We start from the raw sequence: 26,977 nt of genomic DNA, 5'->3' as shown, positions 1-26,977 counted from the left end.
ATTTTAATCTCCTGCTACCACAGAATCTGTTGCAGCGCCCGGTCCCTGATTCAGTACATACTCAATCATATCATCATCGTAGCCGCTCTCTCTTGCAATATAGTCACTGTACTCTATCACGGCTGCAGATGGATCATAGCTCATCGCCGGATACAGATAAGCGTGCAGTTCCTTTACATTGTGTTCCAGTGTAACCGGAATTACGACATCAACGCCAAGTGCGCTTTCTACATTTTCTCCATAACACAGCTGGAACGGATATGCATAAGATGTTCCCATTTTGTACGTTACTGCATGCATGCCAAGCTCCAGAATTTCGTTTTTGGTAAGGCTGGTGCTGACATTTCCCATCACTTTATCCAGAATCTCCGGAATCTTGGTCGGATTCTGTTTAATCTTCTGTACCATGAGATTGATGACGATTCGCTGACGGCTCGTACGTTTCGCATCGTCGCCGCCGCCGTAACGGATCCGCGCATAGGAGGTTGCAAGTGCACCGCTGACATGACGTACTTCGCTGTAATCATCCCCAAGGTCCTCATCATACGGAATAGCTTCATACTCTACGCCCTGTGCTTCCGATACCTCTCTGTTGTAGTTGTTTGCATGAACACACTCTGCATTTGTCATCTCGATGTCGAGACCGCCCAAGACATCAATCGCATCGGCGAGTGCCTTGAAGTTTACGGTAACGTAATCGGTCAGTGCAAGGTCAAGGTTTGTATTCAGCATGGAGAGCATACTCTCCGGACCGCCGCGGTTATAGGCGGAATTGGCTTTGTCAAACTCATAATATTCATCGGTATATTTCGCCATATTCATCCAGGTGTCACGCATAATCGACACCATACGGATTTCCTGCTTGTCGTGATCAATACAACAGAGAATAATAGTGTCACTGTTCATGCTTTCTGCCAGCTCGGAGCCTTTCACACCTCTGGCATCCACGCCGACCAGCGCGATGACCTGTGTACCGGACATCTGTGAGAGATCGGTATTTGCCTTTACTTCACTGTTGATCTGAATCTGGGAGCTGTCCAGCGTATCCTGATTCATCTTATCCATCGAACGGTTGATCCATGCGTAGACGAACAGAATTCCGGAAAGAATCAGCAGAACGGTGATTTCAATTCCGAAAATTATTTTTCTGCGGCGCATTTTTTTGTATTTTCTGCTCTTTTTGTAATTCTTCTTCGACATCTCTTTTCCCCTTATCTTTTAGTAAGCGTTTTTATTCACAAATCCTTTGAAAAAGGTCAGGAACAGAATTTTAAAATCAAGTCCCAGCGTCCAGTTTTCAATATAATACAGATCACAGTCAATACGCTTTCGGATGGAAGTGTCTCCCCGGTATCCATTCACCTGTGCCCACCCCGTAAGACCGGGACGCACCTGATGTTTTACCATATAACGCGGGATTTCCTCCCGGAATTTTTCCACAAAGAAAGGTCGCTCCGGCCGCGGTCCGACCAGGCTCATATCTCCTTTTAAGATGTTAAAGAGCTGTGGAAGCTCATCAATGCTGGTATGGCGCATGAATTTTCCAAATCCCGTCACACGCGGGTCATTCTTCACGGTCCATGCCTTCTTTTCTTTCTCCTCCGTCTGAACTTCCATCGAACGGAACTTGTACATTTCAAACGGTTTGTTGTGCAGTCCGACGCGTGTCTGACGGTAGATCAGCGGACCCGGTGAGGTCAGCTTGATCATGATGCAGGAAAACAGCATCACCGGTGAGAACAGAATGATCGCCACGAACGCGCCGAAAATATCCACAATCCGTTTCAGCATCGCGTTGAACGTGTTGGAAAGCGGCACATAGCGGATATTGATGACAGGAAGTCCCTGCAGGTCTTCTGTGTACGGCTTTGTCGGAATGATGTTGTGGTAATCCGGCACAAACTGGGTATGTACGCCGGATTTTTCACACATGGCAACGATCTCCTCCAGGCGGAAGTATTCGTTCAGGCCAAGGGTAATGGCAATTTCATCCAGTTTGTTTTCCGGCAGAATGACTGAAAGATTGTTGATTCTTCCAAGAACCTTGACACCGCGGTACATCGTTCCCGCTTTGACATGGTCATCGAGGATTCCGCGGACGAGATAGCCCCACTCTGGGTTTGCAATGATCCGGTCAATGTATTCCTCGGTCGCACGGCTGTAGCCGACCATCAGAATCTGCTTCTGGTTGCGGCCGTGTTTCCACATATTGCTTAAGATATAGTGGATCAGATTTCTTACGATCGTTTCCAGTGTCACATTCAGCACAAAGAAGATGCAGAGCATACCACGGGAAAAGTGAACCTGGCGCACCATGTAAAGGCTGGCCAGCCAGACCAGAAATCCAACCGTATTCGCTTTTAAGATATTGGCAAATTCCAGACGTCTTCCCTGAAAACGCTTGGATGCATAGAGATTGAATGCATAGTAAAGCAGCAGATAGCCGGGCACGATATAGAGCAGTGCCATCATATACGTCGCCGGCGGTAGAATTCCCCTCTCCGGATGATTATTCATAACGCCCAGCCGCACATAGCAGTACCAGGACAGTACGTAGGAAAGTGCGAGCACCAGGGCATCGATCAGAACGTGCATCCGGTCAAAATATTTCTGATTATCGTTGATCAAATTCGTTCACCTTATCTGTTTTTTTCGGGATTTAAAAATTCCCTACCCCTAACTATACAATAAGTTCCAAAAAAGAGCAATCATATTTTTCTAACATTCTTCTTATTTCCGTAAACTTTTTAACTTTTTCGTAATCTTTTGAAAGAATCCTTATGCCCTCTCCAGAAATCTCCGGAACACATTGATAAAAAGCTCCCATTCGATGACAAAATACGTGCCGAGGCGCTTCCACTCAAAACGGATCTTTTTTGCTCTGTTTTCCGGCTTCCGGCAGATGAAAAAACCATTCTTGATTCCTGCCAGATATTCTTTTCCATATCCCTTCGATGCAAAAAAGACCAGTTTTGCCGAAAAGCCGAGGATAAAGGCCGGCAGGTTAAGCAAAATCTGTAAAACCGGCATATTTTTATAGATCAGATAAATATTGTTCCTGGAAGAATAACGGATTTTAAAGAGGTTATACCGGGAGCCGCTCGTTCCGCTTCCGACGTGGTAAACCTTCGCGGACGGCTCATACCAGTTCTCGTAGCCCAAAAGCCGCGCACGATAGCCGATGTCGGTATCTTCCAGATAAGCAAAATGTTCTTCGTCAAAAAGTCCTGTCTTTTCCAGAAATTCCCGGCGGTAGATCGCTGCTCCGGCGCAGGCCGCAAAAATCCGGTCGGACGTTTCAAATTCACTGACCGGTTTTCCTTTTCCTCTTGCGAATGCCCATCCCAGCATATTATAGTAATTTCCCGCATCGTCGATTTTATCACGCTCCTGATAGGAAATCAGCTTTGCGCTGCATGCAAACGCATTCTTTCTTTTACAGATTCCCTCATAAAGGCGCTCGACAAAGTCCTGGAACACTTCGGTGTCGTTGTTTAAAAGGATCACATACGGCTCCTTCGACTGGCGGATGCCTTCGTTGACCGCACGGCTGAAGCCATAGTTATCATCGAGCTGGATGATTTTCGTCTCCGGGTAGTGTTCCCGCAGAAACGCACAGCTCTCATCCTGTGAACCATTGTCCACGAAATATGTGGTAAATTCCGTAAAGGTCTGCTTTGCAAGCGCCGCAAAGCATGTCTCCAGATATCGGTATCCATTATAATTTGGTATTACAACTGCTACTTTGTCCATGGTTTTACTCCCCTGCCATCGGCACGCAGTCCATAGTTCCACGATGCCAGCGTTAAATTTGGATTGTAGCAGGGATCTCCTGCCTTTAACAGCCCAATCCAGCGGCTGCGCATAAATTCGATTTCCGACTGGAAGCGGCGCACCTTCTTCTCGTCATCCTCTGCTCCCCTGGATTTCGATTCATAATGGTACAGCTCCACGTGCGGATTGTATACGATTTTATAACCTGCTTTTCCAATGCGCAGGCACAGATCAACATCATTGAAAGCGACGGACAGTTCTTCTTCAAAGCCGCCGACCTCCTCAAAGACCTCTTTTTTCATCATCATGCACGCTGCTGTCACCGCACTCACATTCATCTGGAGCGATGCCTTATGCAGGTAGCCGCTTCTTCCGCGCGCCAGTCCTAAAAAGGCGTGGCCCGCAATGCCGCCGATACCGATGATGATACCCGCATGCTGCACCGTGTTGTCCGGGTAATACAGCTTCGCGCCGACCGCCCCGATCTGCGGTCTCTGCAGATTGGATACCATCTTTTCCATAAAATCGGGTGTGATGATTTCCATATCGTTATTGAGAAACAGGAGATACTCTCCCTTTGCCTCTTTGACGCCGAAATTATTGATCGCAGAATAGTTAAAGCCCTGTTTTGGATACTTCAGGACACGGATGCCCTGTGCTTCGAGTTCTTTGTAATAGGAAAACGTTGCTTCCTCAGTGCTGTTGTTCTCAATAATCAGAATCTCATAGGATGGATACATGCACTTCTTAATGGATTCCAGACAGGTGCGTAACGTATCGGCCTGATCCTTGTTCGGGATCAGAATCGAAACCAGAGGCGTTCCCTGCAGTTTATAATCTACATCGTAGAAGCCATAATCCGAACGCAGTGTGACGGTTCCCTCTTCGCCGCAGCGCGCAAGGTTTCCCTCAATTGCCTTTTTTCCAGCCTCATACGCGTACAGCTTGCTTGCCGGATTGTCTGCGGTGGAAGCGCTGTGGACCCTCCAGTGATATAAAACTCTCGGAATGTGTACAATTTTTCCCGCCATTTCCGTGCAGCGGAAGATATAATCATAATCCTGCGCCCCATTGTATTCCGGACGAAGGCCGCCGGTTTTCTCCGCAATCTCCCGCCGTACAACGAAGAAATGGCAGATATAATTGTTTGACCGCAGCAGATCCAGATTGAAATCCGGTTTGAAATGCGGCTGGAAATACTCGGACAGATCGGTCCGTACCTTGTCCTCATCGGTATAAAAAGCATCGATGGACGGATCTTTTTCCAGACGGATGGCAATTTCAAAGAGTGCATCCGGCGCAAGCAGATCGTCGTGATCCATAAAACCGACGAAATTTCCCGCTGCTGCGGCAAGCGCTGCATTTGTATTCTCTGCAATGCCGATATTTTCCGGAATCGGAACGTTCTTTACGCGCGGATCTTTTCCGGTATACTCTTTCAGGATGCGCGCCATCGTCTCATCCTCCGGGCTGGCATTTCCGATCACCAGTTCCCAGTTTTCATAACTCTGTTTTTCCAGGGATTCGATCATCTGACGCAGAAAAATTTCCGGCGTACGGTAAGCCGGAACAACAACGCTGATCTTCGGACAATAAGAAAATTTATGATTTTTCTGACACGCCAGGTCCTCCTCTTTTGCGCAGTACTGCTCCCGCCACGGTCCGTACGGAACCTCCTCCGGCTCCATCCTCTCCGAAAGACGGATCAGGAATTCCTTTGGGCCATAATGTTTCAGGTAACGCAGTCCCTTCTGTATGTTGTAAGGTTTCAATTTCCGTATAAAACGGAGCCATTTCATATCTGACACTTTTTTTAACTCCTTGGGGTTTTTGTTTTTCAGGTTTTTTGTTTTTTCCGTATGAACTCGTTCGCATTATACTCTATTTTACTGCATTTTGCAAATCCCGACTGAAAATATTAAGAAATTATGTGTTTCTTCCCTGCTCGCTTTATGTTATAATAATAAAAGTGTGTCTAATACATTTTAGAGAGATCCGCTGCCCGGACAGTCTTATGCAGCTGTACCCGCTGGATCAGAAGGAGTGAGTTATGATTAGAAAGAATTCTGCAGCCCGCACATTTTTATGCCTGTTGCTTGCTTTTGTTTTTGCCGCGTCCTGCCTCCCGCAGACGATTTTTGCCACAACCGATAAAAAAACAGTCACCACCTGGCCCGAAGGACCGGAAAACAATTCCGGCGCTGTCTGTTTACTCGATGCCGATACTGGTGCTGTTTTATACGATAAAAACATGGACGAGCAGCGCTATCCTGCCAGCATCACCAAGATTCTGACGGCTCTGCTGATCATTGAAAACAAGCAGATGACCGACACCGTTACCTTCGGCGAACATGCTGTCAGCGAATCCATTCCGGGAAATGCCCGCATCAACGTTCAGCTTGGCGAAACGATCACAGTGGAGGATGCTCTTCACGCGATTCTTCTTGCCTCGGCAAATGAGGTCTGCACACAGCTTGCCATCGACATTGCCGGAAGCGAGGAAGGTTTCGCCGCCATGATGAACGAACGCGCCGCTGCACTTGGTTGCACGAATACCCATTTTGTCAATGCAAACGGTCTGCCAGATCCGAACCACTACACCAGTGCACACGATATGGCACTCATTATGCAGGAGTGCATCAAAAACGAGACCTTCTGCCGCATCGAGTCCGATCTGACCTACACAATTCAGCCGACCAATATGACCTCGACACCGCGTGATCTTCAGAACCACCACGCATTGCTGTTCCAGGACGGTCAGTGGGGATACAAGGGTGCTTTCGCCGGAAAGACCGGTTATACCGATGAGGCACACAACACACTCGTTACCGCTGCCAAGCGAGGCAATATGACGCTGGTCTGCGTTGTTTTAACCTGTGATAACCTCGATTATATCAACGATACCCGTACCGTACTTGATTTCGGTTATGATAATTTTACACATTATACCCTGAAGAACGCAAAAAAGGAAAGTCTTTCCGGTGTGGTAACGCTTCCAAAGGATGCGAAAATTGAAACTGCAACCTACACCGATCCGGACGGCGCTTCCGTTGAGGAACCGTACACCCGCCAGTATTTTTTCGATGATCACTTCATCGGAACAGCCGAGGTTTCCGCTCCAGGTACTGTTTCCGACAGTTCTTCGGTTTCCTCCGATTCATCAGAAGAAACCGACAGCACAGATATTCCAACACCGGAAGAAACCAAGAAAATTTCTTTTTTCTCCACACTGCTCTATATTCTGCTTGGCCTGAACGGTGTCGCTTTTCTGATTCTGATCATTGTCGTGATCAACAACGCGAAAAAGAGACGGAAACGCAGAAACAGACGCCGCAATAACCGAAACAAACGACACTGATCTTCTAATTTATAAGCAATCAGGACCTCCCGTCCAACGGGTGATCCTGATTCAAGAGTTCGACGGAAGTCGAACTTTCCTATAAGAAGTAAAGAATGGCATCGAAAACGCAACCGATTTCGATGCCATTTGGGTATAACGCAGAGCTACCGCCAGAAATATTTGCTAGTGCGACAGCCCTTTTTGTTGCTTATTTATTTTCCAAGATACTGTTCTAAAATCTGTGGTTCGATTCTTTTCCAGTTTCTTTCCTTTACCGTCTCTTCTGCTCCCGTATCCAGTTTTTTCCTCAGTTCCGCATCTGTCAGAATACGCTCAATCGCCGCTTTTGCCTCCGCGAGATTTCCCTGCGGATAGAGAATACAGTTTTCCCCATCTTTCAGGTATTCCAGATTGCCACCGTTCGGCACAGCAACGACGTAGCCGCCGGACGCCATCATCTCAAGCGGCGGATAGGAAAAGCTTTCCAGCAGGCTTGTTTTCAGCAGGATATCACACGCCGCATAGACTTCCGGTGTTTTTTCATATGGAACCCGGTGTAAAAAGCGGTCCACGCGGTACCAGGATTTCGGATTTCCATTGTAGGACATGTACCAGATCTCGAATTTTTCCAGATCCAGCTGTTCCACGATACGGAAGCTCTCGTCCACGTTTTTATGCTCCGCGCTGCAGTCTCCCTCGATCAGAATCCGAATTTTTCCCTGCAGATCCCGCCCCCGTTTCGGATAGAAGGACGGATCGATGCCGTTCGGAAGATAGGCTGCTTCGGTATGGTATTCCTCCCGCAGCCAGTTCTGACACCATTTGGAAATGGTTACGTACTCCATCGGGCTCCTCATCCGGTAAGTCGCCGAAGTTGCGATCCGGTACGGGCTTCCCGGCGGATAAAATCCAACTTCAAAATTCTGCACCAGATATTTTTTCTTTCGGATCTTGCTGGACTGTTCGACGAACTCTGCGGTATTCCACATCGTCGCTACCGCAAGATCCAGCGTTCCCTGCAGTTTCTCTCGCTCGGCCGACAGCACCGGAAAATGGAAATCACCCTCATGATACCACTCCGCCTCCCCTTCCAGAGTAAAGAGGCTGACCTGCGCTCCTGCTTTTACCAGCATTTCCGCATGAAGAAGTGCAACGCGGATGCCTCCGCTGATCTCCATCGCTGGAAGCACAAAGGCACAGCGTAGATTCCAGTGGCGCTCCACCCACTCGCAAATCCCGGTGGCATGAAAGATTGTGACACACTCGCGGCTGCACCGGCCATATGCCCGTCCGGCAATGGCTTTTCGTGCCGGTTCGTCGTCGATCAGCCACTGCAGTTTTTCCAACCACTCCGCTTCGTCTCGGCAGAGTACGCCGTCTTCTCCATCCTGTACCATCTCAGCAAAAGCGCCGAGATTGCTGGCTGCTGTCACAGTCTGCACCAGAGCCGCTTCCACCCATTTATTTTCCGATTTCGCACGGTTAAAAATCGTATCGGTAAGCGGAGCCAAGTTGATATCCACCGACGCAATCCGCTCCGGCAGTTTTTGGTAATCGACAAAGCCCTCCATCTGGATCTGGGAAGCAAACAGTTTCAGCTCCACCGGGAGTTCCAGAATTCCCACGATGAGGAGTTCCAGGTTCGGATTTTTGCCAAGCAACTGTTTCAACACCGGAACGATCATCTCGATGTCGTCCAGATGCGTCGCACTGCCGCTGAAATAGCCAAGGCGTACTTTTTTCGCCGTTCCATCTGCTTCGTTCTTTTTCTGTTTTTCTTTTAACACCGCCTCGGACAGTAGCAGCATCTCATCTGACGCACAGTTGCGGTTGATCAGCACCTCCGGTACGTACTGCTTCAGTTCTTCTGCCAGCGCCGCTGTCGTCGTAACCGCCGCATCGCAGAGGGAAAGCAGCTCGCCCATGTTTCGGACATTCTGATCGTATGCCTGCCGTTCTTCCGGCTGCATCCGGTCGAGAAACGGAATCTGATCGGTGTATTTCGTATCGATCACAAGATCATCCACATCGTACCACAGAGGCTTGTTCATCTGCTTTGCCATTGTGGCAAATTCCCGCAGGGTGTCCGTCATCGGGCAGCGGAAAATCACGAACGCGCCGTAGCAACGTACCATCCAGGGCTTCAGCTCCTGAAAATAAACCGTATCACACGTATATCCGCCTGCCTCCAGCTGCTCCATCTGATGCACCACGCGGTACCGGTGTGGATGCGGCAGCTGTTCATTGCAGCCACTGATAAAGAGAATATCCCGGTAGACCCGGGATTTTTCTCTCTGAAACTCTTTTTCTTTTTTTGCCCGCGCAAGGTACCCTTTCGTACGCCCAGCCAGACCGCCGATTCCTTCTTCTGCAACAGCTTTTTTTAATTTTGCTGTCAGCACTGAAATTTTTTCCAAACGTTTCACCGCTTTCTTTCTCTGTTCCGCTTACCGCAATCCGTAGTAGTTCTGCAAGTACATCGGATAGATGATTCTCGCCCAAGTAAATGCCGCTAATGCCGCTGCCGCCACACAGACCAGAATACAGAACAATTTTTCATACTTCTGTAGTTTTTTCTCCCGTTTCAGGAACGCCTGCACACCCTTCGTCACGAAATACATCAGCGGAATCAGCATCGGCATGCTGTATCGTCCCTGCGGCTGAAAATCAGAACTGTAGGAGTAATACGCATTCAGATAATTCGGGATCAGCAGGGCAAACACATTAGCCCAGGTAAACCATCCCAGTTTACTCCATTTTCTCTTCGTTTTTCCGGTAAGAGCCGTCTGCGTGCCGTCTGCATTCCAGAAGAAAAAGTCTCTCTGGCAACAGTTCCGCATCAGAATGAGACCGACAAGAAGACAGCAGAGGTACGGAACAATAATCATCGTGGAAAGATAAATCTTATTGTAGCCAAACGCGCCGACAAAGCTGTACAGCACTGTTACCAGCCAGTCATGTTCCAGAAAACTCGGCTTATAGAAGATCATATGCAACATGGAGCCTCCTTTTTTCTGGAAGGTCTTGCTGTGCGACGGCTTGTACTGGTATCTTGCATACAGTTCCGCGCTTGCGCTCGATGCCTGGCGTCCCAGAAAATCTCCTCCATAGAGAATAGCATTTCGAATAAACCACCACAGAGCAATGACACAGACGATCACCAAAATAAAAAGACCTTTTTGGATCATTTCTTTCCATCGTTCTTTGACCGGTTTCGACTGGTCCGTCAGCATCGTTCCCACAAAGTAGAAAAACGTCATCAGAATAAATCCATACGCATTGTAATACGACAAGAAACAGATTCCCATTCCAACGGCCGATACCGCACACGTGGTCCAGCTCCATCCCTCTTTGTACGCCTTTACCCAGGAATAAAAGATAATGGCCGTCGAACACATTGCAAGCGCGTCGCAGTTGACATAGGAATATAAAATCACATTGCCCGGCAGGAAAACCACCAGAGTCGTAAACATCCATGCGTAGCGTCTTGGAAACAACAGCTTTGCCGTCTTTAAGACCACCCAGGCAGTAAGCGCTCCCAGCAGAACATTTACAAAACGGGCGGAAATGAGCAGCATCCACTCATCCGTGGAAAACAGGCTCATCCCCTTCATCAAAACTGCAGATGCCATATAGGAGAGAATCGGATTGAATGCATAGGAAATCCCCCAATCCTCATTCCGAATCAGCGGTTCGTCACCCCGCGGAAGCTTCCCATATTCATAAATGAACTGTGGAATCTGATACCGCATTGATTCATCCGACGAGAAATTGTATCGCTGCGTACAGGACCACAAAAAGTAAAACAGGAATACGCCGAATACAAACAGAATCTCGATTCTGCGTTCTCTGCTCACATCCTTACTGCAGTTTTTTCTCATCTTCCTCAATTCCTTTTAGCATACTTGCGTAAACTTTTTCGGCTTCTTTGTACCAGGAGGTTCCCTTTACGAAATCCATTCCCTTTTTGCGGATTGTAGCCAGCTCATCCGGGTGGTTGAAGTAATATTCCATTCTGTCTGCGATCTGGATCGGATCATAGTCAACCAGAATGGAGTTTTCCTCATTTACCATCCAACTGCTGTTTGCACCCTTGGAGCAGACAGCGACCGAGTTGCAGGCCATAACCTCGAACGGTACGAGGGAAAGGTTGGTATTCGAAATAACAAGGCACATATCACAGATCGCATAGGAATCTGCCAGCACCTGCGGTGTTACGACACCTAAATTTCTGTGTTTGAACGGAATCTCATAGCCGCTGACATCCCATCCCGCGAAAACAACCTCGATCTCCGGCATTCTGCGGCACAGCTCATTGAGTGCCAGCATACCGAGCTCAAAATCACGTCTCGGGGTAACCGGGCGGGCATAGAAGAAAACTCTCTTCTCGTTGTCCTGCTTTTCCTTCGGCTGATATACCTTGTCATCGTAGGAGAAATGGAAGCTGTCTGCCTGCATGCCGTATTCATTTCTCATGATATCCCGCAGCCAGTCTCCTGCTGTGATTCCTCGGAATCCCATCTTGTACGTGTTCTCTGCAAACTCATACTCCGAACCGTGTGCATAGAAATGCGGCTCGAAATCCTGTACGAAGTAAAACTTCGAAATCGTATTCTGGAATTTTCTTACGTAGTAAGCGGTGGTCCAGGAGGTTGCTACGGTTGCATGTGCAAATTTCATCTGGGATACATCGCAGTAAACTTCTACTTCCGGCACAAGAAGCGGGAAGTACTCTTTTAGGAATTTGCGGATGGACGCATTATCCTGAAAATTCGGGGACATGTAGAGATAAACTCTACTGTGGAAACCGAGGCGCTCCAGGTTGGAAATAAAACGGAAAATGGTGGTATGACCGCCGGAACCAGGTCCCATTTCCGGTACAACCCAATTCAGGATCTTTTTCTTGTCGTTTTTATGTTTCTCATACTCTTTTTGATTGAACGGGATCGGATCGTTGTCTACGACAAATCTGTAAAATCCGATGACGTTGTTCTTCGGCGGTACAGCCGGCTCATTGCCCTGTTTTGCGCGCTCAATCGTTTCTTTTAATCCATGATTCTTCAGATACCGTAACGCACGGTATGCCACATTTGGTTTTTTCACGTTTCTTTTTCCTTTCTTCTATGCATGTCTCTGATCGTACTGCTGCGAAATGTGACGATCCAGGAACTGTTGTTTCCGTTTGGAATACAGATGGTATTTTCCGCCGAGATAGCCGCCCACAAAGCGGTCAAAATTGCGAAACAGGGAATAAAATGCCCAGTGGATTTTCTCTTTTTTGCTGAGCGGCTGCTGACGGATATACACACAGTCCCCTCTCACCTGCCGGTACAGCATGCCCGGAAGCTGCGTCCATTTCTGTGCAATCATATACTGATGAACTTCATATAATCCCTTCTGCTCATCATAATACCGTTTGAAATACGTTCTGAGTTTGAAATTGTGGGAATGATATACTGGCGCATACGGGCAGTATACTTTTTTGAATCCGAGTTCAATCATCTTTCTCGCCCAGATCTGATCCTCGGCAAAGTTGACATCCTCATACGGATATTTTTCAAAAATATCTCTTCGGATACAGGAGTTATTGTCGGAGAAAAACGCCAGATAATGACGATATCCTTCTTCTCTTTCGTAGCGTTCCGGATCATCAAGGTGGAAAATCGTATTAGTTTCTCCAAATCCTTTAAAATGGCCGTCCAGATCACGCTTGTCAAGCAGATTGCAGTCCGGATACGGATAATGAATCCCGAATCCTCCCACGATTTCCGGGTCCATCTTCATGGCATCAATGAAATTCTGCAGCCAGGTATCGGTCGCTGGAAGCGCATCCTGCGTAATAAAGATGATATACGTTCCGTTTCCTTTGGAAGCACCATAGTTTCTCGTTTTTCCATGTCCAAATTCGGACGGCTCAATCTGAAACAAACGGCATGGATATTTGCGGATCACATCGAGAGTTCCGTCCTTTGACCCGGAATCCACGCAAATTACTTCATATTCATACTCTGTCTTCTGTTTGAAAACGGCATCCAGCACTTTTTCAAACAGATGCCCACCATTTTTGGTAGGAATGACAATGGATACATCCATAGTTATTTACTCCTTTTTATCACATGCTGCACTTTATCTGCCATACGCACAACCTTACGCTGGCGCATCCGCTCCAGCTCTTCCTCCAGAAACTGCTTCTGTTTTCTCGTTTCCTGGAGTTCTTCTTCCCTGTGTGCAAGTGCCGCTTTTTCTGCTTCGATTTCTGCCTGCAGCTGGCCTTTCCGATAAATCTCCCCGTTCAGTTCATCCCTCAGATCTTTATTCTGACGGATATATTGAATAAACTGGGACGTAACGCCATCGCCTTTGTAGTAAATCCGGTAATCAATCCGGATCTGTTCATAACCGGCATTCCGGAATTTCAGAACCGGCGTTCCAAGGAAATAATAGTCGTCGATAATCTCAAGCTCGGCGTTGTGCGAAAAAGCGATACGTTCCGTCTTTCCATCGCTGCATACGCCCGCGAGAGAACGGATTTTAATGACAGCCCCCTCTTGCATCAGCTGAAGGGAAAGCTCTCCGTCCGCGTCTGCCTTTTCAAGCATCATCACCTTCTGCTCATCCAAGCCGAAGCAGTCCTCATAATAGAGTTCTCTCTCCTCCGGTGCTGTTTCGGTGAGCACAACCGGGTACATCATTTTTTCTTTTTCCCAGATAGAAAGCGGATAATTGTGCCGGTGCAGTTTTCCATAGAACGTGGCGAGCGCATTTGGCTCACCCTTTCCGGCCGCGAATTCCTGGAAGCACTCTTCCATATGGTAGTATACCGGAATCTCTTCCATGGAAATACCGCCAATGGCGTACAGTTCTTCCTGCTCTTCCTTCGTCAGTGCACTCGCCGCCTCCTGTAAAAAGACGCTCCGCGCATAGATAAATGCAATCGGTACGGCAAACGGGAATACCCACTCGTAGTCTGCCACCCAGACCTTTTCTCCATCCAGAAGAAGGTTGCCTGGAATCATGTCAATATTGGAAATCTCCGCTGCGGCAAGCCCTTCTTTCAATGCCGGATGGCCGAACACCTCACAGAACGCATCGGTTTCCACAAAGGATTTCTGCCCTTTTGCCGATGCAATGATCTGATACAGCAGTTCATAATCCTTTTTCAGCGATGCAAAATCTTTTTCTTTTCCATGACGGGAAATGCGCGTTTCCAGACTTTCCCCTTCTACAAAAGGAAATGCAAGCGCGCATTTTTCTTCATCCAGTTCGCATGGGCAGATCTGTACGCCCGCATAGGTGTACAGATGCTCCAGCTTTCTATAGTTTTCATACATATGCCGGATGTGGAGTTCTCCCTCTTTCTGCAGCGGAAGCTTCCACACACGCCGGATCCCATCCTCTTCTGTAATCCGGGTCATAATCTGAAATTCGTTCCGACGTTCTCTCGAAAATTTCGTATACAGAACTTTCCTCATACGTTTACTCCTTTTTCTCCACTTCAATCAGAAAGGAATTGGAAAAAACCGGAAACAGACCGGACTTCAGGATTCCGTCAAATGCTTTGCCTTCGTCAAAAAGTGTGATCCTGTCAGCATCAAAATTCCGCTGATTTTTTCTCAATTCACCCGGCTTCGGCAGATATTCATCCGAATAAATGACCGCCGGAAATTTGTAATCCGGATAGGGATAATAAAACTTAAACTTCGAAAAACCGTTTTCCTGCAGCATCTGCTCCAGCTCCGGTTTGCTGAATGTCTCGACAAAATCGATCCCCGGATATCCTTCAATTCCGGCAAATTCCCGGCCCACATGGTCTTCCCTGCAGCCGGCAAAATACTTCAGTCCCAGACGGTTCTCAATCGCAATCAGGATTTTTCCGCCCGGTTTTAAGAGACGATTGATCTTTTCCAGATATTCCGGATACGGATTATCCTTTCCAATATAGCTTTTTGCATACTCCAGAACACCGATCAGTGTCACGTAATCGAAGCGTTCTTCCATTTTTTCTGCAACAACATTAAAGTTTCCAACCATAATCTCCAGGTTGGACGCATCCTGATTTTTGTAGGCATTGATCGTACTGCGCCGCTTCGACAGATCGTTTGCCACTACCCGCTTTGCATTTCTGCAGAGCACGCCGGAAATGGCTCCGCAGCCGGCTCCGACTTCAAATACGGAAGCATCGTCTTTCCACTCATACCAGTCCAGAATATTTTCCCGTTCTGGAGAAAGGTGATAAAAAATCGGCCAGCTTTTTTCTGTGAGGATTACCTTCTGGTAATCCTCTTTCGGCGTCGTCTTGACGATCTCCAGCAGCCGGTCCTCAATGCTGCCGTCGCTGTAAGCATCTTCGCCGTCATAATAATCCAGGTTCAAAAGAACATTTCCTATTGTTTCTTTCATATAACCCCCGTCGTTTATCCTCCGCATCCTACTCGTAGGTCACGGTAGAGTTCATATCAAAAAATCCTACGGTGTCTTTCATGGAGAAGACTTCCAGGAAGCAAGCATCGTACAGTCTGTGGTGGATCACCAGCTCTTCCAGATGGTAGCTGGTACATCCAAACGACATCAGATACTGTCCGCTCTGCAGCGGCATGATCTGGTCAAAGCATACCGTGACGGTCTTTCCTGCTTCCACCACGTCTTTTGTGTAATCCTCCAGCGCCGTATTCGTTCCGGTAATCTCCGTTCCCTTCCGGTCTTTGATCGAAAAGGCAAAAATCGGATGCTCCATCGTTTCATGGAACTTGATTTTCATCTTGATGCGGAATCTCTGGTTTTTATCCACAGAAGATGTAATCATACCTTTGTGGTCGATAATCGCAAAGTCCACGATCTCCGCAGCCTTGTCTCCATACTCTACCAGCTGCGCATTCGCAATCAGGCGTTCTCTCCAGAGGCCTTTTTTCGGCTTTTCTGCCGATACGGCACCGGATGCATCTGCTTCGGTTCTCTCTTCGGTCTGTTCTGCACTCTCTTCGGTCTCTTCCTCTTCTTTTGTCTCGTCATCGTACTGGTTGGCAAGAATCTTCTTGTAGACATCGACTGCCTCCGACGATTTTCCAACCATCACCTGTTTTCCTTTGTTAATCAGAAGACATCTCTCACAGTACTTGATGACGCTGCCCATATCGTGGGAAACGAAAAGGATCGTTTTTCCTGCTTCTTTCAGATCGTTAAATTTCCGGTAACACTTGGACTGGAAGAAAATGTCTCCGACGCTTAAGGCCTCATCGACAATCAGAATATCCGGATCCACATTGATCGCAACCGCGAAGGCAAGGCGGGCAAACATACCGCTGGAATACGTCTTAACCGGCTGATTGATAAAGTCACCGATCTCTGCAAACGCAATGATATCGTCGAGCTTTGCCTTCATCTCCTCCTCGGTATAGCCAAGCATCGTTCCGTTCAGGAAAATGTTCTCAATACCGGTATACTCCATGTTAAAGCCTGCACCCAGTTCCAGAATGGCACTGACTCTTCCCTTTAACTCCACGTTTCCGCTCGTCGGGTTTAAGACACCTGTGACGATTTTCAGCAGTGTGGATTTTCCGGAACCGTTCGTTCCAATGATACCGACACACTCGCCCTTATGCACCTCGAGCGAGATATCCTCCAGCGCAAAATGATCGGTGTGATAGTTTTTATGTGTCAGTGAAAGCGATTCTTTCAGACGGTCCATCGGCTTTTCAAACAGCTTGTAGACCTTGCTGACATGGTTAATTGAAATTACTGTTTCTGTATTTTCTGTGCTCATTCCATCCTCCTATAATACATCTGAGAAATGAACCCGGAGGCGCTTGAACACTTTGGAACTGATTAGTCCTGCCATAAGCACAAAAGCCCAGAAGTAAAGGGTGTGCCATGGATGCTCGAAGAACCAGAGTCCATTCATAAAGCTGTCACGATATCCCTGGACAATATAGTACAGAGGATTCAGCTTCAGAAGGCTGTTCAGCCAGTTCGGAATATTCGGAATTGTTGTGGTATCCCACAGAATCGGGGTTGCCCACATGCCGACATTCAGAATTACATTGATAATCTGGCCGAAATCGCGGAAAAACGGTGTGATGGAACAGGTCAGATAGGAAAGTACAACGACGAGACAGATCACCGCAAAGGTATAGTACCCGATCTGGATAATCTGAACCGGCGGAAGTTTTCCCATCAGTGCAAAAATCAAAATAGCAAACACAATAAAGAACAGATGTACAAACAGGGAAGAAATCACCTTCACAATTGGAAGCACACTGATCTTAAATACAACCTTCTTTACCAGGTAACTGTATTCCAGCAGACAATTTGACGCACTTGGCAGTGCATCAGAAAAGAAGAACCACGGAATAATACCGGAAACCAGCCAGCAGATATACGGATATCCAGTGGCAGCTGGCTGTACACGCAGTCCGAGCTGAAACACGACAAAATAAACAGCAACCGTCACCATCGGCTGAATGAATGCCCATACGATGCCAAAATACGCTCCGGCAAATTTGTTGCGGAAATCATTTTTCGACAGTTTCCAGATCAGTTTCCGGTTCTGATAAAGTTCTTTGAATACGTTCATAAATGTTTTTTACTCCTTATTTCTTTAAATCCTTAATTCCGCCCCATTTATGATCTTTTTCCGAAATAATCAGATCTTCTTTTGTCATTCCTTCCGGCATCGGCCACTCCACGCCGATCTCCGGATCGTCAAAGTACAGACCGCCCTCATCGTTTGGATGATAGAAATCGGTACATTTATAAGCAAACTCTGCATAATCAGAGAGTACGATAAATCCATGTGCAAAGTTCTTCGGAATAAAGAACTGTTTCTTATTTTCTGCCGAAAGCAGGACGCCGAACCATTTTCCGTAGGTTTTGGATCCCTCGCGAAGGTCAACCGCAACATCGAATACTTCTCCGTTTACCACGCGTACCAGTTTGTCCTGCGGGTAATTGATCTGGAAGTGAAGTCCACGCAGGACACCTTTTTTGGATGCAGACTGGTTGTCCTGTACGAACTGGACATCAATGCCGGCTTCTTTAAAATCATTGTAATTGTATGTCTCCATAAAATATCCGCGCTCATCGCCGAATACGGTCGGGGTAATTACTTTTAATCCTTCAATTTCACAAGATTCTACTTTAATTTTTCCCATTTTTCTTTCCTTTCTCTTCTCCACAAAAATGTGAACAGATCTTTTTTTGACCTCTTTTGTGTCTACAATCTTTGCTATTATACCATTCTTTTCTGAGAAACTCAAGAACCCATTTTCACGCCCGCCCCGCCGCTTTTTATGTAAATTCCCGGATTTTCATTTTCCACTCGTATTTTTTAAGAAAATACTATTTTTTTCGTAAAGTTTCTGTTATAATATCGTAAGTTCCCAGTTATATTTTATACCTAACGCTACCTGTTTGTTACCTATTATAAAACACTAAAGAAAACTGGAGGTTATTTACTGTGTCTCGCAAAAAAGTACAGCATGTTGGAAAGATACTTTTTTCCATTCTTTCCGTTCTGTTAGGATTCCTTGGGATCCTTCTTTTTACGTCTTCCCGCTGGATGCTCGCGACCTGGGCGCATCTTGATATGGAAGAACTTGTTTATCACTTAAAGGCACCCCTTGAGGGTACCAGCAAGGATGTGCTCTGGAGTTACGTCTGGTCCTGCGGCATGATCTCTTTTGCCGTTCTTGCTATTCTGATCGCGCTTTTTATTATCCTGCGCCATCGGAAGAAAGTGGAAATCATTCTCGGTTGCATCTGCATTGCCCTGGGAATCGCTCTTTCTTCCTATTCTCTTTATAATGTCTGGACGACGCTGGATATCGATACTTACCTGCACATTCAGAACAGCTACAGCACTTTGATCGAAGATAATTACGTCAATCCGTCCCAGACAACGATTACATTCCCGGAAAAGAAACGGAATCTGATCTATATTTATCTGGAATCAATGGAAAGCACCTATTCTGATAAAAAAGACGGCGGTGCTTACGACCACAATTTTATTCCCGCCCTGACTAATCTTGCCCTGGACAATATCAATTTTTCCAACTCCGACAAGCTGGGCGGCGCTTATCCGACAACCGGAACCACCTGGACCATGGGCGGTCTCTTTGCACAGACTTCCGGTCTTCCGCTGAAGCTTTCGATTCAAGGCAATGAGATGGCTTATCAGGACAGCTTTTTTCCGCAGCTTTCAACACTTGGCGACGTTCTCAATGAAGCCGGCTACAAACAGTACTTTATGATGGGTTCCGATGCCGCATTCGGCGGACGGAAGAATTACTTCACTTCGCACGGTGATTATGAAATTGACGATTACTACTGGGCGATCAGCGAGGGACTGATCCCGGAAGGCTACTACCAGTGGTGGGGCTATGAAGATGCCAAACTGTTTGAGTATGCAAAAGATAAACTGACGGAGATTTCCAAGAATGACGAACCGTTCAACTTCAGTATGCTGACTGTTGCCACCCACTTCGAGGACGGCTACAAATGTGACGAGTGTGATGAAAAGCAGTACGGAGATGACCACTACGGTATGGTGATTGACTGCTCCAGTTCCCGTGTCAGTGAGTTTATAGACTGGATCAAGGAACAGCCTTTTTATGAAAACACGACTATAATTCTTTCCGGTGATCATCTGACCATGGACTCTGATTTTTGTGAAAACATCGCTGAAGATTATCAACGTTCTACTTATAACGCTATTTTAAATTCACCCATTCTTCCGGTTCATGAAAAAAATCGGATTTTCACCACGATGGATATGTTCCCAACTACTCTCGCAAGCCTTGGAGCTGTCATTGACGGTGACCGTCTTGGACTTGGTACGAATCTTTTTTCAGACAAGCCTACACTTGCCGAAGAACTTGGCTTCGATGAACTGAATCGCCAGCTCTCTATGGGCTCCCGATTCTTCGATGAACTTGATGCTGATCTTACCCCCGTCTGGGTCGGCGATGGCGAATATCAGAAATTTTATATTAAGGAAGAAGATCGATTTGCCAATAACGAATGGGTAACTTACAATCCACATCAGCTCTGGGCTGACGGTAAGCAGTCTTATTTTATTGATAAGGACGGCCACGCGGTTTCCGGCTGGCAAAAGCTTGAGGATGGGAAATGGTATCATTTTTCCGAGTCGGATTACCATCTCATCGAGGGTCCTTGCGATACAAATCCTGAATTGGAAGAGGAAACACCCGACTCCACTTCGGTAAATGACATTTCCTCCGCTTCTTCTTTTACAGAAAACGATTTGGATTCCACAGTCGAAAGTTCTTCTTCTGGAATAGATGAGGACGATTTCTCTGAAAATGAGGATAATTCCAAAACCATCAGACATCTAGGCTCTTCTGCGGAAGATGATCCTCACGACCTGTCTCCTATCGATTATCAATAAAAATTTGATAACGATTCAGATCTATGCAATATAAAATAAAATCCCGCAGAAAAAGTTTTCATTTCTTTTTCTGCGGGATTTTTATCTTGCAAAATATTTAAAGCAGTATACGCTTAACTATTGTCTTACGTACAAAAATATGTTTTTTCCCATTTTTTTCACCTGTGTAAGGATCCACTGGATCAGTAAGGCAGCAAAAATCGCTGCTAATAAATACAGAATTTTTGTCTGTTCTACGTCCTTCGGCATATAATACCACCAAATATCACTTTTACATCTTGACCAGTCAAACTTCAAAAACAGCTTTGTGCCATTCGCAATTGTTCCGAAAGCAACTTTTACAAGTAAAAAACCCAAAAACTGATTTTCCATAATCGAAAATGTGTTGTCTGCAAGAAGATTAATCCACTTTTTTCTTCCAAATACTGGTTCCATTATCGTTGCAATCCGCATCCAAAGTGCAATTCCCAAAAAACCAATAATAATTGGCATGACCGGTCCTTGATTAAAGTCATTGCACCACGCTGGCGTATAAGCCAACCTAGTTTTATAATGAAGAAAAATCATAAGTTTTGCAGCAAACACAATCGCAAAATACACTACAGATGGAATCCTGTCCACATATTTCTCCAGTATCTTTTTATAAAAAATACCCATTGCATAAAACGGAGCAAAATACAGAATTCTGACCACTGTCAGCCACCAGCTGGTGCGATATTCCATAATCGCCAAAAAATTGCCGCCCATTCCAATAAGTACTGCCCCTGCAAAAAATATCCATTCCGGTATCTGCCATCCTTTTCGCTTAAAAAATGCCCGAATCATACAATTTAATATTTCTACCATAAACAAGGGCACAATATACCAGCCGGCCATATTAAGGACAAACTGATGCCCATCGTTTAAAGGTGAAATCAGAATATTGTGCAAATTAAATTTTCCACCGATTTGAAAGCCCCACCGATGTAATAACCTGACAATCAGCCCATACGCAATCGTATACCCATACATTGGAAGTATCAGGGTACGAAGCTTTTTACAGACATATCTCCCCGGTCATTTCAGTGCTGCATCTTTAAAAAAATATCCTGAACAAAAAGTAAACAGCGCCAGATGGATTCCCTCATACGGAAACCATTGCGCAAAGTCCAAAGAAATTCCACCACCATCACAATGTCCCGCAACAACCATCAGAATCGCCACAGCATATAATATCTTAAAACGATAATCTATTTTTTTCTTATTCATAATCAAAAGCCTTTCGTTTGTTGTACGCAGACCCCCTATTTCAAAGGACAAGGACAGCTTAGCTGATATCGCTTTCTTTCCATCATCGGAACGTTTTACGGCAATGTATACACCAGTACCCCCAGAATAATAATCAGATTCCCAATCAGCTTTCCTTTTGATACCTTTTCTTTCAAAACGCCAAAGGAAAGCAGCAGGACAAAGACGTACGTAAAGGTATCCAACACCGGACCGTATTTCAAATCTACCTGTGTGTAGGCATACGTATTTAAAAGAAGTACACTGCCAAAAATCAGATACGCCACAATCACGCGCCAGTTCAGATACTCGCGAAGTGCAGATGCATGCTCCTCGTTGGCGCTTTGTTTCAGCAGAATCTGTGATACTGCTGAAAACATTGTACAGATCAGCATTAAAATCATATATTTATTCATATCGCTGCACCACCATAACTCCCACCAGCACAATCAGAAGGCCGATGATATTTTTTACCGTCAGATTTTCATGGAAAATGATCACGGCCCAGATCTGGGACCAGATCAGATAGACGCTGCGGTTTGCATATGCGGTTGACAAAGAGAATTTTTTGATTACCTTCTGCCATGCAATAGCGTAAATGCCACAGTTTGCAACCATCAGAAATAAAAATACATATAATAGAGGATTTTTGATTCCTCCCCGGTTCAGCTGAACCGATGCTGCTTTCGAGAACACACTCGTCAGAGAAAACAGCAGGATATTCAGGTGCAGCTGAATATAATCTTTTGCCTTATTCAAAAACAAGTCCTCCTTTTTACTTTTCTTCCACGCGGAAAATGATATGCCCTTCTACTTCTCTTACCGGGATGCACCCCGCTGTTTCCACATAGGATACTGCCGCTGAACTGCTCGAAAGTACAATATACTCTGCATTCATTTCCCTAAGACTTCTGTAAAATTCTTTCTGATCCAGCGACAGATCCATCTGTGTGATAATCTGAAGGATCTTTGTTTCGTCTTCAATTTCCTGCTCGGTCAGTGCATCAGTTGATACCGTATTGGAGCCCTGATAGGTCAGAACCATATCGCGGTCCAGAACCAGTTCAAACGAAGCATCATACTGCCGCACGATCAGGTTGAAATCCGGTTCAAAGACAACTCTTACGGTTCCCTCTCCCGCTTCTTCGTGCAGCACCGTACAGACGGCCAGAAGATCATCTGGCATCTTGTACTGGTTATCCGGCAGCTTCGGCAGTCCGCCAGCCAGTACGGAATTTCCGCCAAAACAGATGACCGCTGCCAGCACAGCCGCGGTCAGATACCGTCTCCAGCCTTTTTTCTGCCCGCCCACAACTTTCGTGCAGGCATATCCGATGGTCAGTACCATCGGCAGAATCCAGAAAAACCGGTAATAGACATTGACCATTCCAAGTTTTCCCAGGATATATTTCACCGCAAATGGATTGTATACCGTAAAGGCCAGAAAAACAGCGGTTGTTACGAACACATACCGCTCTTCCTTTTTTCCTTTTAAAGCGAGATACAGCACCGACAGCAGAAACAGCGTCAGTACGGTTGTGTTTCCTCCAAACGTCACAAAGACCTGTCTCACAAAATCGAGGCCGCTCTCATTCAGATTTATTCCGCCCACATTTTCTCCTTTCTACCGCACAACCGGAATCTGCAGGATACCGCGCACACCAAGGAGATAGACCCCAAGCACCAGCACACACGGCAGCACAGCAAGCAGATAGAGCCCGCTCTGTCCCCAGCGTTTTTTCCGCACAAGATTCGGCAGAATCACAGCACTCATGGCCACCGGTACGGTCATCATGGATGACATCGTAAGGTCAATTGCAGCGACGCCTGTCATGAAAAACAGCAGCCAGACTCTCTTTCCGTTTTTCTCCTGATACATGCGCAGGCCAAGATAAAACAGAAACGGGAGGATGATATTGCACAATACGGCCTTTCCCTCGTATCCCCTCGTCAGCAGGAACGACGCATTCGAAAAGATCGTATGAAAATTCAGATTCACAACACTAATAAAGCACAGGAGCACCCATACCATCTGTTTTTCTTTTAACAGCGCCTTTCCGATCTGTGCATAGACGAGATAACTTAAAACTACCGTCATCATACAGAGAATCACCTTCGTCACTACGAGCGGATGAAGGCCCGTTAAACAGCACAGTACTGCATTTGCTGCCGGATACATGCTGAACACATAACGGATGTTAAAAAAATCCAGTGCTTTTCCTGTATATGGGTCAAAGCTGCTGATGGAATCTGTCGCAAGGTTCGTTGTCACACTTCCCACATAATACGCTGCATCCGCACTGCCGTTTTCCTGCAGTGCAGCAACAAAATACAGCTGGATTCCAATCAGCACCAGCATCACATAAAAAGCCGCCGTCTTTCCTCTCCAGAAACCGCCGCTTCTTTTTCCCCACTCTCTCCACATTCCCAGATGAAGACAGATGGAAGCAATTACAAGGACAGCCACAACAGCAGCCCATACCCATGCGAGCAGATGCAGCTTTGCACCGAGCACCATCATCGGCACAGAAATCAGTTCAAATAAGAAGTAATATGCAATAAAGCCAAACAGCACAGTTTCACCCAGATGTCCGCTCTCATACCTGTTTTCTCTGATAAAAAAAGAACCCAGGCAGCAGAACACTGCGAGCATTCCCAGAAACAGTGCCGGCATTTTTAATAAGGTAATCATGTTTGGTTCCTTTCTTTTCCTTACATTCCCAATCCCACTCATTCTAACATGATGCCCTGTCTGCGTCAAGTAATCGAAATTCTAATAAACATTGACTTTTCCCTGAAATTTTGTATAATTGTGATGTTGAGCGCTTATTTTCCACCCGGCTGTTTTACTTTTTGTTTTAATGATATATGTTACGAAAGGAGCCATTGATATGCCTTTTTCCCGGCATACCCGCAGATCCGTGTTTTCCATCGGCGCTGCATCCCTTGCCGCTGCTTTTCTTTTTCTCACCCCGGAAAACACACATGCGGCTGATACTACAGCAAAAATTCACATTCTGACACTCGGCAGCGGCTCCAATGCCATCGTTCTGGAAAGTGTAGACGATAATGGCCAGAAAATTTTCGGCATGGTAGACTCCGGCGAGGACTGGGATTACCCTGACGGATCTGATCCGCGTTATCCGCTGCGCAGCGGCATCACAACGTCGACCGGCTACGACGATGAGGTACTCTCCTACCTGGACTCCCTCGGTGTCACCTCCGATAATCTGCAGTTTTATGTTGCAACACATCCGCACAGCGACCATATTGGAACCGGCGATACCATCGTGCGGCTGTATTCCCCCGACCGGGTTTATCTGCTCCCGTATGATGACAGTTATATCTATAATACTGCGCGTCTCTGGGACAATCTTTATGTCTACGACCAGCTTCTTACTGCTGCAGAAGAGACTGAAGGCGTGACCCTGATCCAGCATCTGAATCCCGGTGCCGCCTCCGCAGAAGAAGGATCTCCTGATTTTGCTTTTGGAAATTTCCAGATCCAGATTGTCAACTACGAGGAAGATTATCTCACAAGTCCAAAAGAGGACGCCAACCAGTTCTGTCTTGGTGTAATTGCCTCCGCAAACGACCACCGCGCTTTTCTGACGAGCGATATCGACGACGTCGAGGGAGATGCCAGCCGGATTGTTTCGAACTACGGGCTGTACAGCATTGATCTGATGACTTCCAATCATCACGGATATCCGAATGCTGTCGATGCAGACTATCTTGCTGCCGTCAACCCGGAATATTTTATCCAGACCGGTGACTTCCGTATTATGGATAACGATACCGTCGAGACCCTGACCTCTCTGGGGCTGCGCGTATTTTCCACGACAGAATATTCCGGCGATCTTCCGGCAGTCATTGCTGACTTTTCCGGTTCCGCGGTCACTTCCAACGTGGATGATACCTATGAAATTTACCGCGGCCGTTCTTCCAAGCTCGTTGCTTATCATGACGGCATCCCGTACAGCGGATTTTTCACCCGCGGCGGACAGAAATATTATGCAGACAGCAGCCATCTTCTCGTATGCTCCACTTCCTGGCGCGACACAGAAACGGGCATCGAATATACCTCCGATGAAAACGGCGTGATCACAAACGAACGCCACGTCATCGGCTGGGTAAAACGGGATGGAAAATGGTATTACTACAACGATGATGAAACACCGTATACCGGCTGGCTCACCCTCGACCACAAAACGTATTACCTCGGCGCGGACGGCGTTATGGCAACAGGCTGGCTTCTGCTTGATGGAGATTACTATTATTTTTCCGGCAGCGGTGAGATGCAGACCGGATGGCAGTTTATCAGCAACAACTGGTACTATCTCGCCAAGGATACCGGTATTATGTATTCGTCCGGATGGCACGCTGATCCGGAGACCAAAACGATGTACTATTTTTACACATGGGGAGGTGCCGCACGCAATACGACACTTACCTTAAACGGTTACCGCGTCAAATTTCTTTCCTGGGGCGGTATTTCCGGCAGCACCTGGCTGTACCATGACGGTGCCTGGTATTATGTACAGAAATATTCCTGCGTAACCAATGGCTGGTATCAGATCGATGGCGCCTGGTATTTTATGAATGCGGACGGTTCCCTGAAGCAGAACGAAAGTTTCCTGTATGACAACAATCTCTACTTTGTAAATAAGAGCGGAAAAATGTATCAGAACCAGTGGCTGAAATGGGATGGAAACTATTATTATCTCAGAAGCTGGGGCGGTGCCGCACACGAAGGCTGGCTGCTGCTTCAGAATAAATACTATTATATTAATGAGGACTGTACACGGAAAACGGATGAAGCCTTTACGTACGACAACAATCTTTATTTTGTTGATGAAAACGGCGTCATGCCGGCAAACCAATGGGTGATCCGGGAAGGTGTCTGGTACTTTACCTACAGCTGGGGCGGTGCGAGAAAATCGCAGTGGTTCTATTATAAAAACAACTGGTATTACTTCAACGATGATGCTTCCATGCAGACCGGCTGGGCAGAAATTGACGGAAAAACATATTATTTCCAGAGCTGGGGCGGATGCGTCACCGGGACGAAAAAAATTGACGGAACAACGTATGTGTTTGATAAAAACGGTGTTCTGCTTTCCGAAAAAGAAAGCTAGAAAAATCCATATAAAAATGCGGCAGAAACGAAAATCTCATTCGTTTCTGCCGCATTT

At 46.5% G+C, this 26,977-nt stretch carries 22 protein-coding genes; 3 read left to right on the top strand and 19 right to left on the bottom strand.

The window, feature by feature from the left end:
- Window positions 1-3: 3 nt before the first annotated feature.
- The 4 genes from DWZ44_RS05310 to DWZ44_RS05295 form a co-directional block, all read right to left on the bottom strand.
- Window positions 4-1,200 carry an LCP family protein gene (locus DWZ44_RS05310; RefSeq protein ID WP_117509225.1) on the bottom strand — a complete coding sequence of 399 codons (1,197 nt, stop codon included), beginning with the start codon at window positions 1,198-1,200 and terminating at the stop codon, window positions 4-6.
- A gap of 18 nt (window positions 1,201-1,218) precedes the next feature.
- Entirely contained in the window at window positions 1,219-2,628 is a 1,410-nt protein-coding gene (locus DWZ44_RS05305; RefSeq protein WP_117509226.1) for an undecaprenyl-phosphate glucose phosphotransferase, read from the bottom strand.
- A gap of 150 nt (window positions 2,629-2,778) precedes the next feature.
- Window positions 2,779-3,753, bottom strand: coding sequence for a glycosyltransferase family 2 protein (locus tag DWZ44_RS05300; protein ID WP_117509227.1), 975 nt, complete (start codon window positions 3,751-3,753; stop codon window positions 2,779-2,781).
- Complete coding sequence (locus DWZ44_RS05295) at window positions 3,741-5,573, bottom strand: glycosyltransferase family 2 protein (RefSeq protein ID WP_117509228.1); 1,833 nt, start codon at window positions 5,571-5,573, stop codon at window positions 3,741-3,743. Before DWZ44_RS05295 ends, DWZ44_RS05300 begins: the two co-directional genes overlap by 13 nt.
- A gap of 251 nt (window positions 5,574-5,824) precedes the next feature.
- Between DWZ44_RS05295 and DWZ44_RS05290 the strand changes: the two genes are divergently transcribed.
- Window positions 5,825-7,132 (top strand): D-alanyl-D-alanine carboxypeptidase family protein, encoded by a 1,308-nt coding sequence (locus tag DWZ44_RS05290; RefSeq protein ID WP_117509229.1) that lies wholly within the window; start codon window positions 5,825-5,827, stop codon window positions 7,130-7,132.
- A 194-nt stretch (window positions 7,133-7,326) separates the two neighbouring features.
- On the opposite strand, the gene DWZ44_RS05285 is transcribed toward DWZ44_RS05290, so the two are convergent.
- The 9 genes from DWZ44_RS05285 to rfbC are packed head-to-tail and all read right to left on the bottom strand — an operon-like array spanning window position 7,327 to window position 18,261.
- Window positions 7,327-9,540, bottom strand: coding sequence for a glycosyltransferase (locus DWZ44_RS05285; protein ID WP_416388055.1), 2,214 nt, complete (start codon window positions 9,538-9,540; stop codon window positions 7,327-7,329).
- Window positions 9,541-9,561: 21 nt separating this feature from the next.
- Window positions 9,562-10,995, bottom strand: a complete 1,434-nt coding sequence (locus DWZ44_RS05280) for an ArnT family glycosyltransferase (protein ID WP_117509230.1) — start codon at window positions 10,993-10,995, stop codon at window positions 9,562-9,564.
- On the bottom strand, window positions 10,976-12,217 hold the full coding sequence (locus tag DWZ44_RS05275; RefSeq protein ID WP_242991109.1) for a rhamnosyltransferase WsaF family glycosyltransferase: 1,242 nt from the start codon (window positions 12,215-12,217) through the stop codon (window positions 10,976-10,978). Before DWZ44_RS05275 ends, DWZ44_RS05280 begins: the two co-directional genes overlap by 20 nt.
- A gap of 18 nt (window positions 12,218-12,235) precedes the next feature.
- The gene (locus DWZ44_RS05270) at window positions 12,236-13,207 is read right to left on the bottom strand and encodes a glycosyltransferase family 2 protein (protein WP_022462975.1); all 972 of its coding nucleotides are present in this window, start codon (window positions 13,205-13,207) and stop codon (window positions 12,236-12,238) included.
- Window positions 13,208-13,209: 2 nt separating this feature from the next.
- Window positions 13,210-14,586 (bottom strand): hypothetical protein, encoded by a 1,377-nt coding sequence (locus tag DWZ44_RS05265; protein WP_117804383.1) that lies wholly within the window; start codon window positions 14,584-14,586, stop codon window positions 13,210-13,212.
- A gap of 4 nt (window positions 14,587-14,590) precedes the next feature.
- Window positions 14,591-15,514 (bottom strand): class I SAM-dependent methyltransferase, encoded by a 924-nt coding sequence (locus DWZ44_RS05260; RefSeq protein WP_117804382.1) that lies wholly within the window; start codon window positions 15,512-15,514, stop codon window positions 14,591-14,593.
- A gap of 28 nt (window positions 15,515-15,542) precedes the next feature.
- On the bottom strand, window positions 15,543-16,874 hold the full coding sequence (locus tag DWZ44_RS05255; protein WP_117801715.1) for an ABC transporter ATP-binding protein: 1,332 nt from the start codon (window positions 16,872-16,874) through the stop codon (window positions 15,543-15,545).
- A 9-nt stretch (window positions 16,875-16,883) separates the two neighbouring features.
- Complete coding sequence (locus tag DWZ44_RS05250; protein ID WP_055227566.1) at window positions 16,884-17,684, bottom strand: ABC transporter permease; 801 nt, start codon at window positions 17,682-17,684, stop codon at window positions 16,884-16,886.
- 16 nt (window positions 17,685-17,700) lie between these two features.
- On the bottom strand, window positions 17,701-18,261 hold the full coding sequence (gene rfbC, locus DWZ44_RS05245) for a dTDP-4-dehydrorhamnose 3,5-epimerase (RefSeq protein ID WP_022462980.1): 561 nt from the start codon (window positions 18,259-18,261) through the stop codon (window positions 17,701-17,703).
- 305 nt (window positions 18,262-18,566) lie between these two features.
- Here rfbC and DWZ44_RS05240 point away from each other — a divergent pair, with 305 nt between their 5' ends.
- A complete protein-coding gene (locus tag DWZ44_RS05240) occupies window positions 18,567-20,516 on the top strand; it encodes a sulfatase-like hydrolase/transferase (RefSeq protein ID WP_243002033.1) in 1,950 nt (649 codons plus the stop codon).
- 117 nt (window positions 20,517-20,633) lie between these two features.
- Here the strand turns inward: DWZ44_RS05240 and DWZ44_RS05235 are convergent, their stop codons facing one another.
- The 6 genes from DWZ44_RS05235 to DWZ44_RS05210 all read right to left on the bottom strand — a co-directional run bounded on the left by DWZ44_RS05235 (window position 20,634) and on the right by DWZ44_RS05210 (window position 24,474).
- The gene (locus DWZ44_RS05235; RefSeq protein ID WP_117804381.1) at window positions 20,634-21,446 is read right to left on the bottom strand and encodes a hypothetical protein; all 813 of its coding nucleotides are present in this window, start codon (window positions 21,444-21,446) and stop codon (window positions 20,634-20,636) included.
- 126 nt (window positions 21,447-21,572) lie between these two features.
- A complete protein-coding gene (locus DWZ44_RS05230; protein WP_117804380.1) occupies window positions 21,573-21,764 on the bottom strand; it encodes a hypothetical protein in 192 nt (63 codons plus the stop codon).
- A gap of 95 nt (window positions 21,765-21,859) precedes the next feature.
- A complete protein-coding gene (locus tag DWZ44_RS05225) occupies window positions 21,860-22,198 on the bottom strand; it encodes an EamA family transporter (protein ID WP_022462983.1) in 339 nt (112 codons plus the stop codon).
- On the bottom strand, window positions 22,191-22,541 hold the full coding sequence (locus tag DWZ44_RS05220; protein WP_022462984.1) for an EamA family transporter: 351 nt from the start codon (window positions 22,539-22,541) through the stop codon (window positions 22,191-22,193). The genes DWZ44_RS05225 and DWZ44_RS05220 overlap by 8 nt, the downstream gene beginning before the upstream one ends.
- Window positions 22,542-22,557: 16 nt before the next feature.
- A complete protein-coding gene (locus DWZ44_RS05215) occupies window positions 22,558-23,394 on the bottom strand; it encodes a hypothetical protein (RefSeq protein WP_117804379.1) in 837 nt (278 codons plus the stop codon).
- A 12-nt stretch (window positions 23,395-23,406) separates the two neighbouring features.
- Window positions 23,407-24,474: a DUF6077 domain-containing protein gene (locus tag DWZ44_RS05210; protein WP_117804378.1), complete on the bottom strand. Its 1,068-nt coding sequence runs from the start codon at window positions 24,472-24,474 to the stop codon at window positions 23,407-23,409.
- Between the two features lie 199 nt (window positions 24,475-24,673).
- Here DWZ44_RS05210 and DWZ44_RS05205 point away from each other — a divergent pair, with 199 nt between their 5' ends.
- The gene (locus DWZ44_RS05205) at window positions 24,674-26,920 is read left to right on the top strand and encodes a hypothetical protein (RefSeq protein WP_158565832.1); all 2,247 of its coding nucleotides are present in this window, start codon (window positions 24,674-24,676) and stop codon (window positions 26,918-26,920) included.
- The last annotated feature ends 57 nt before the right edge of the window (window positions 26,921-26,977 follow it).

Source organism: Blautia sp. AF32-4BH, assembly GCF_003460565.1.
GTDB lineage: Bacteria > Bacillota > Clostridia > Lachnospirales > Lachnospiraceae > Fusicatenibacter > Fusicatenibacter saccharivorans.
This window is presented reverse-complemented; position numbering and strand designations above follow the sequence as displayed.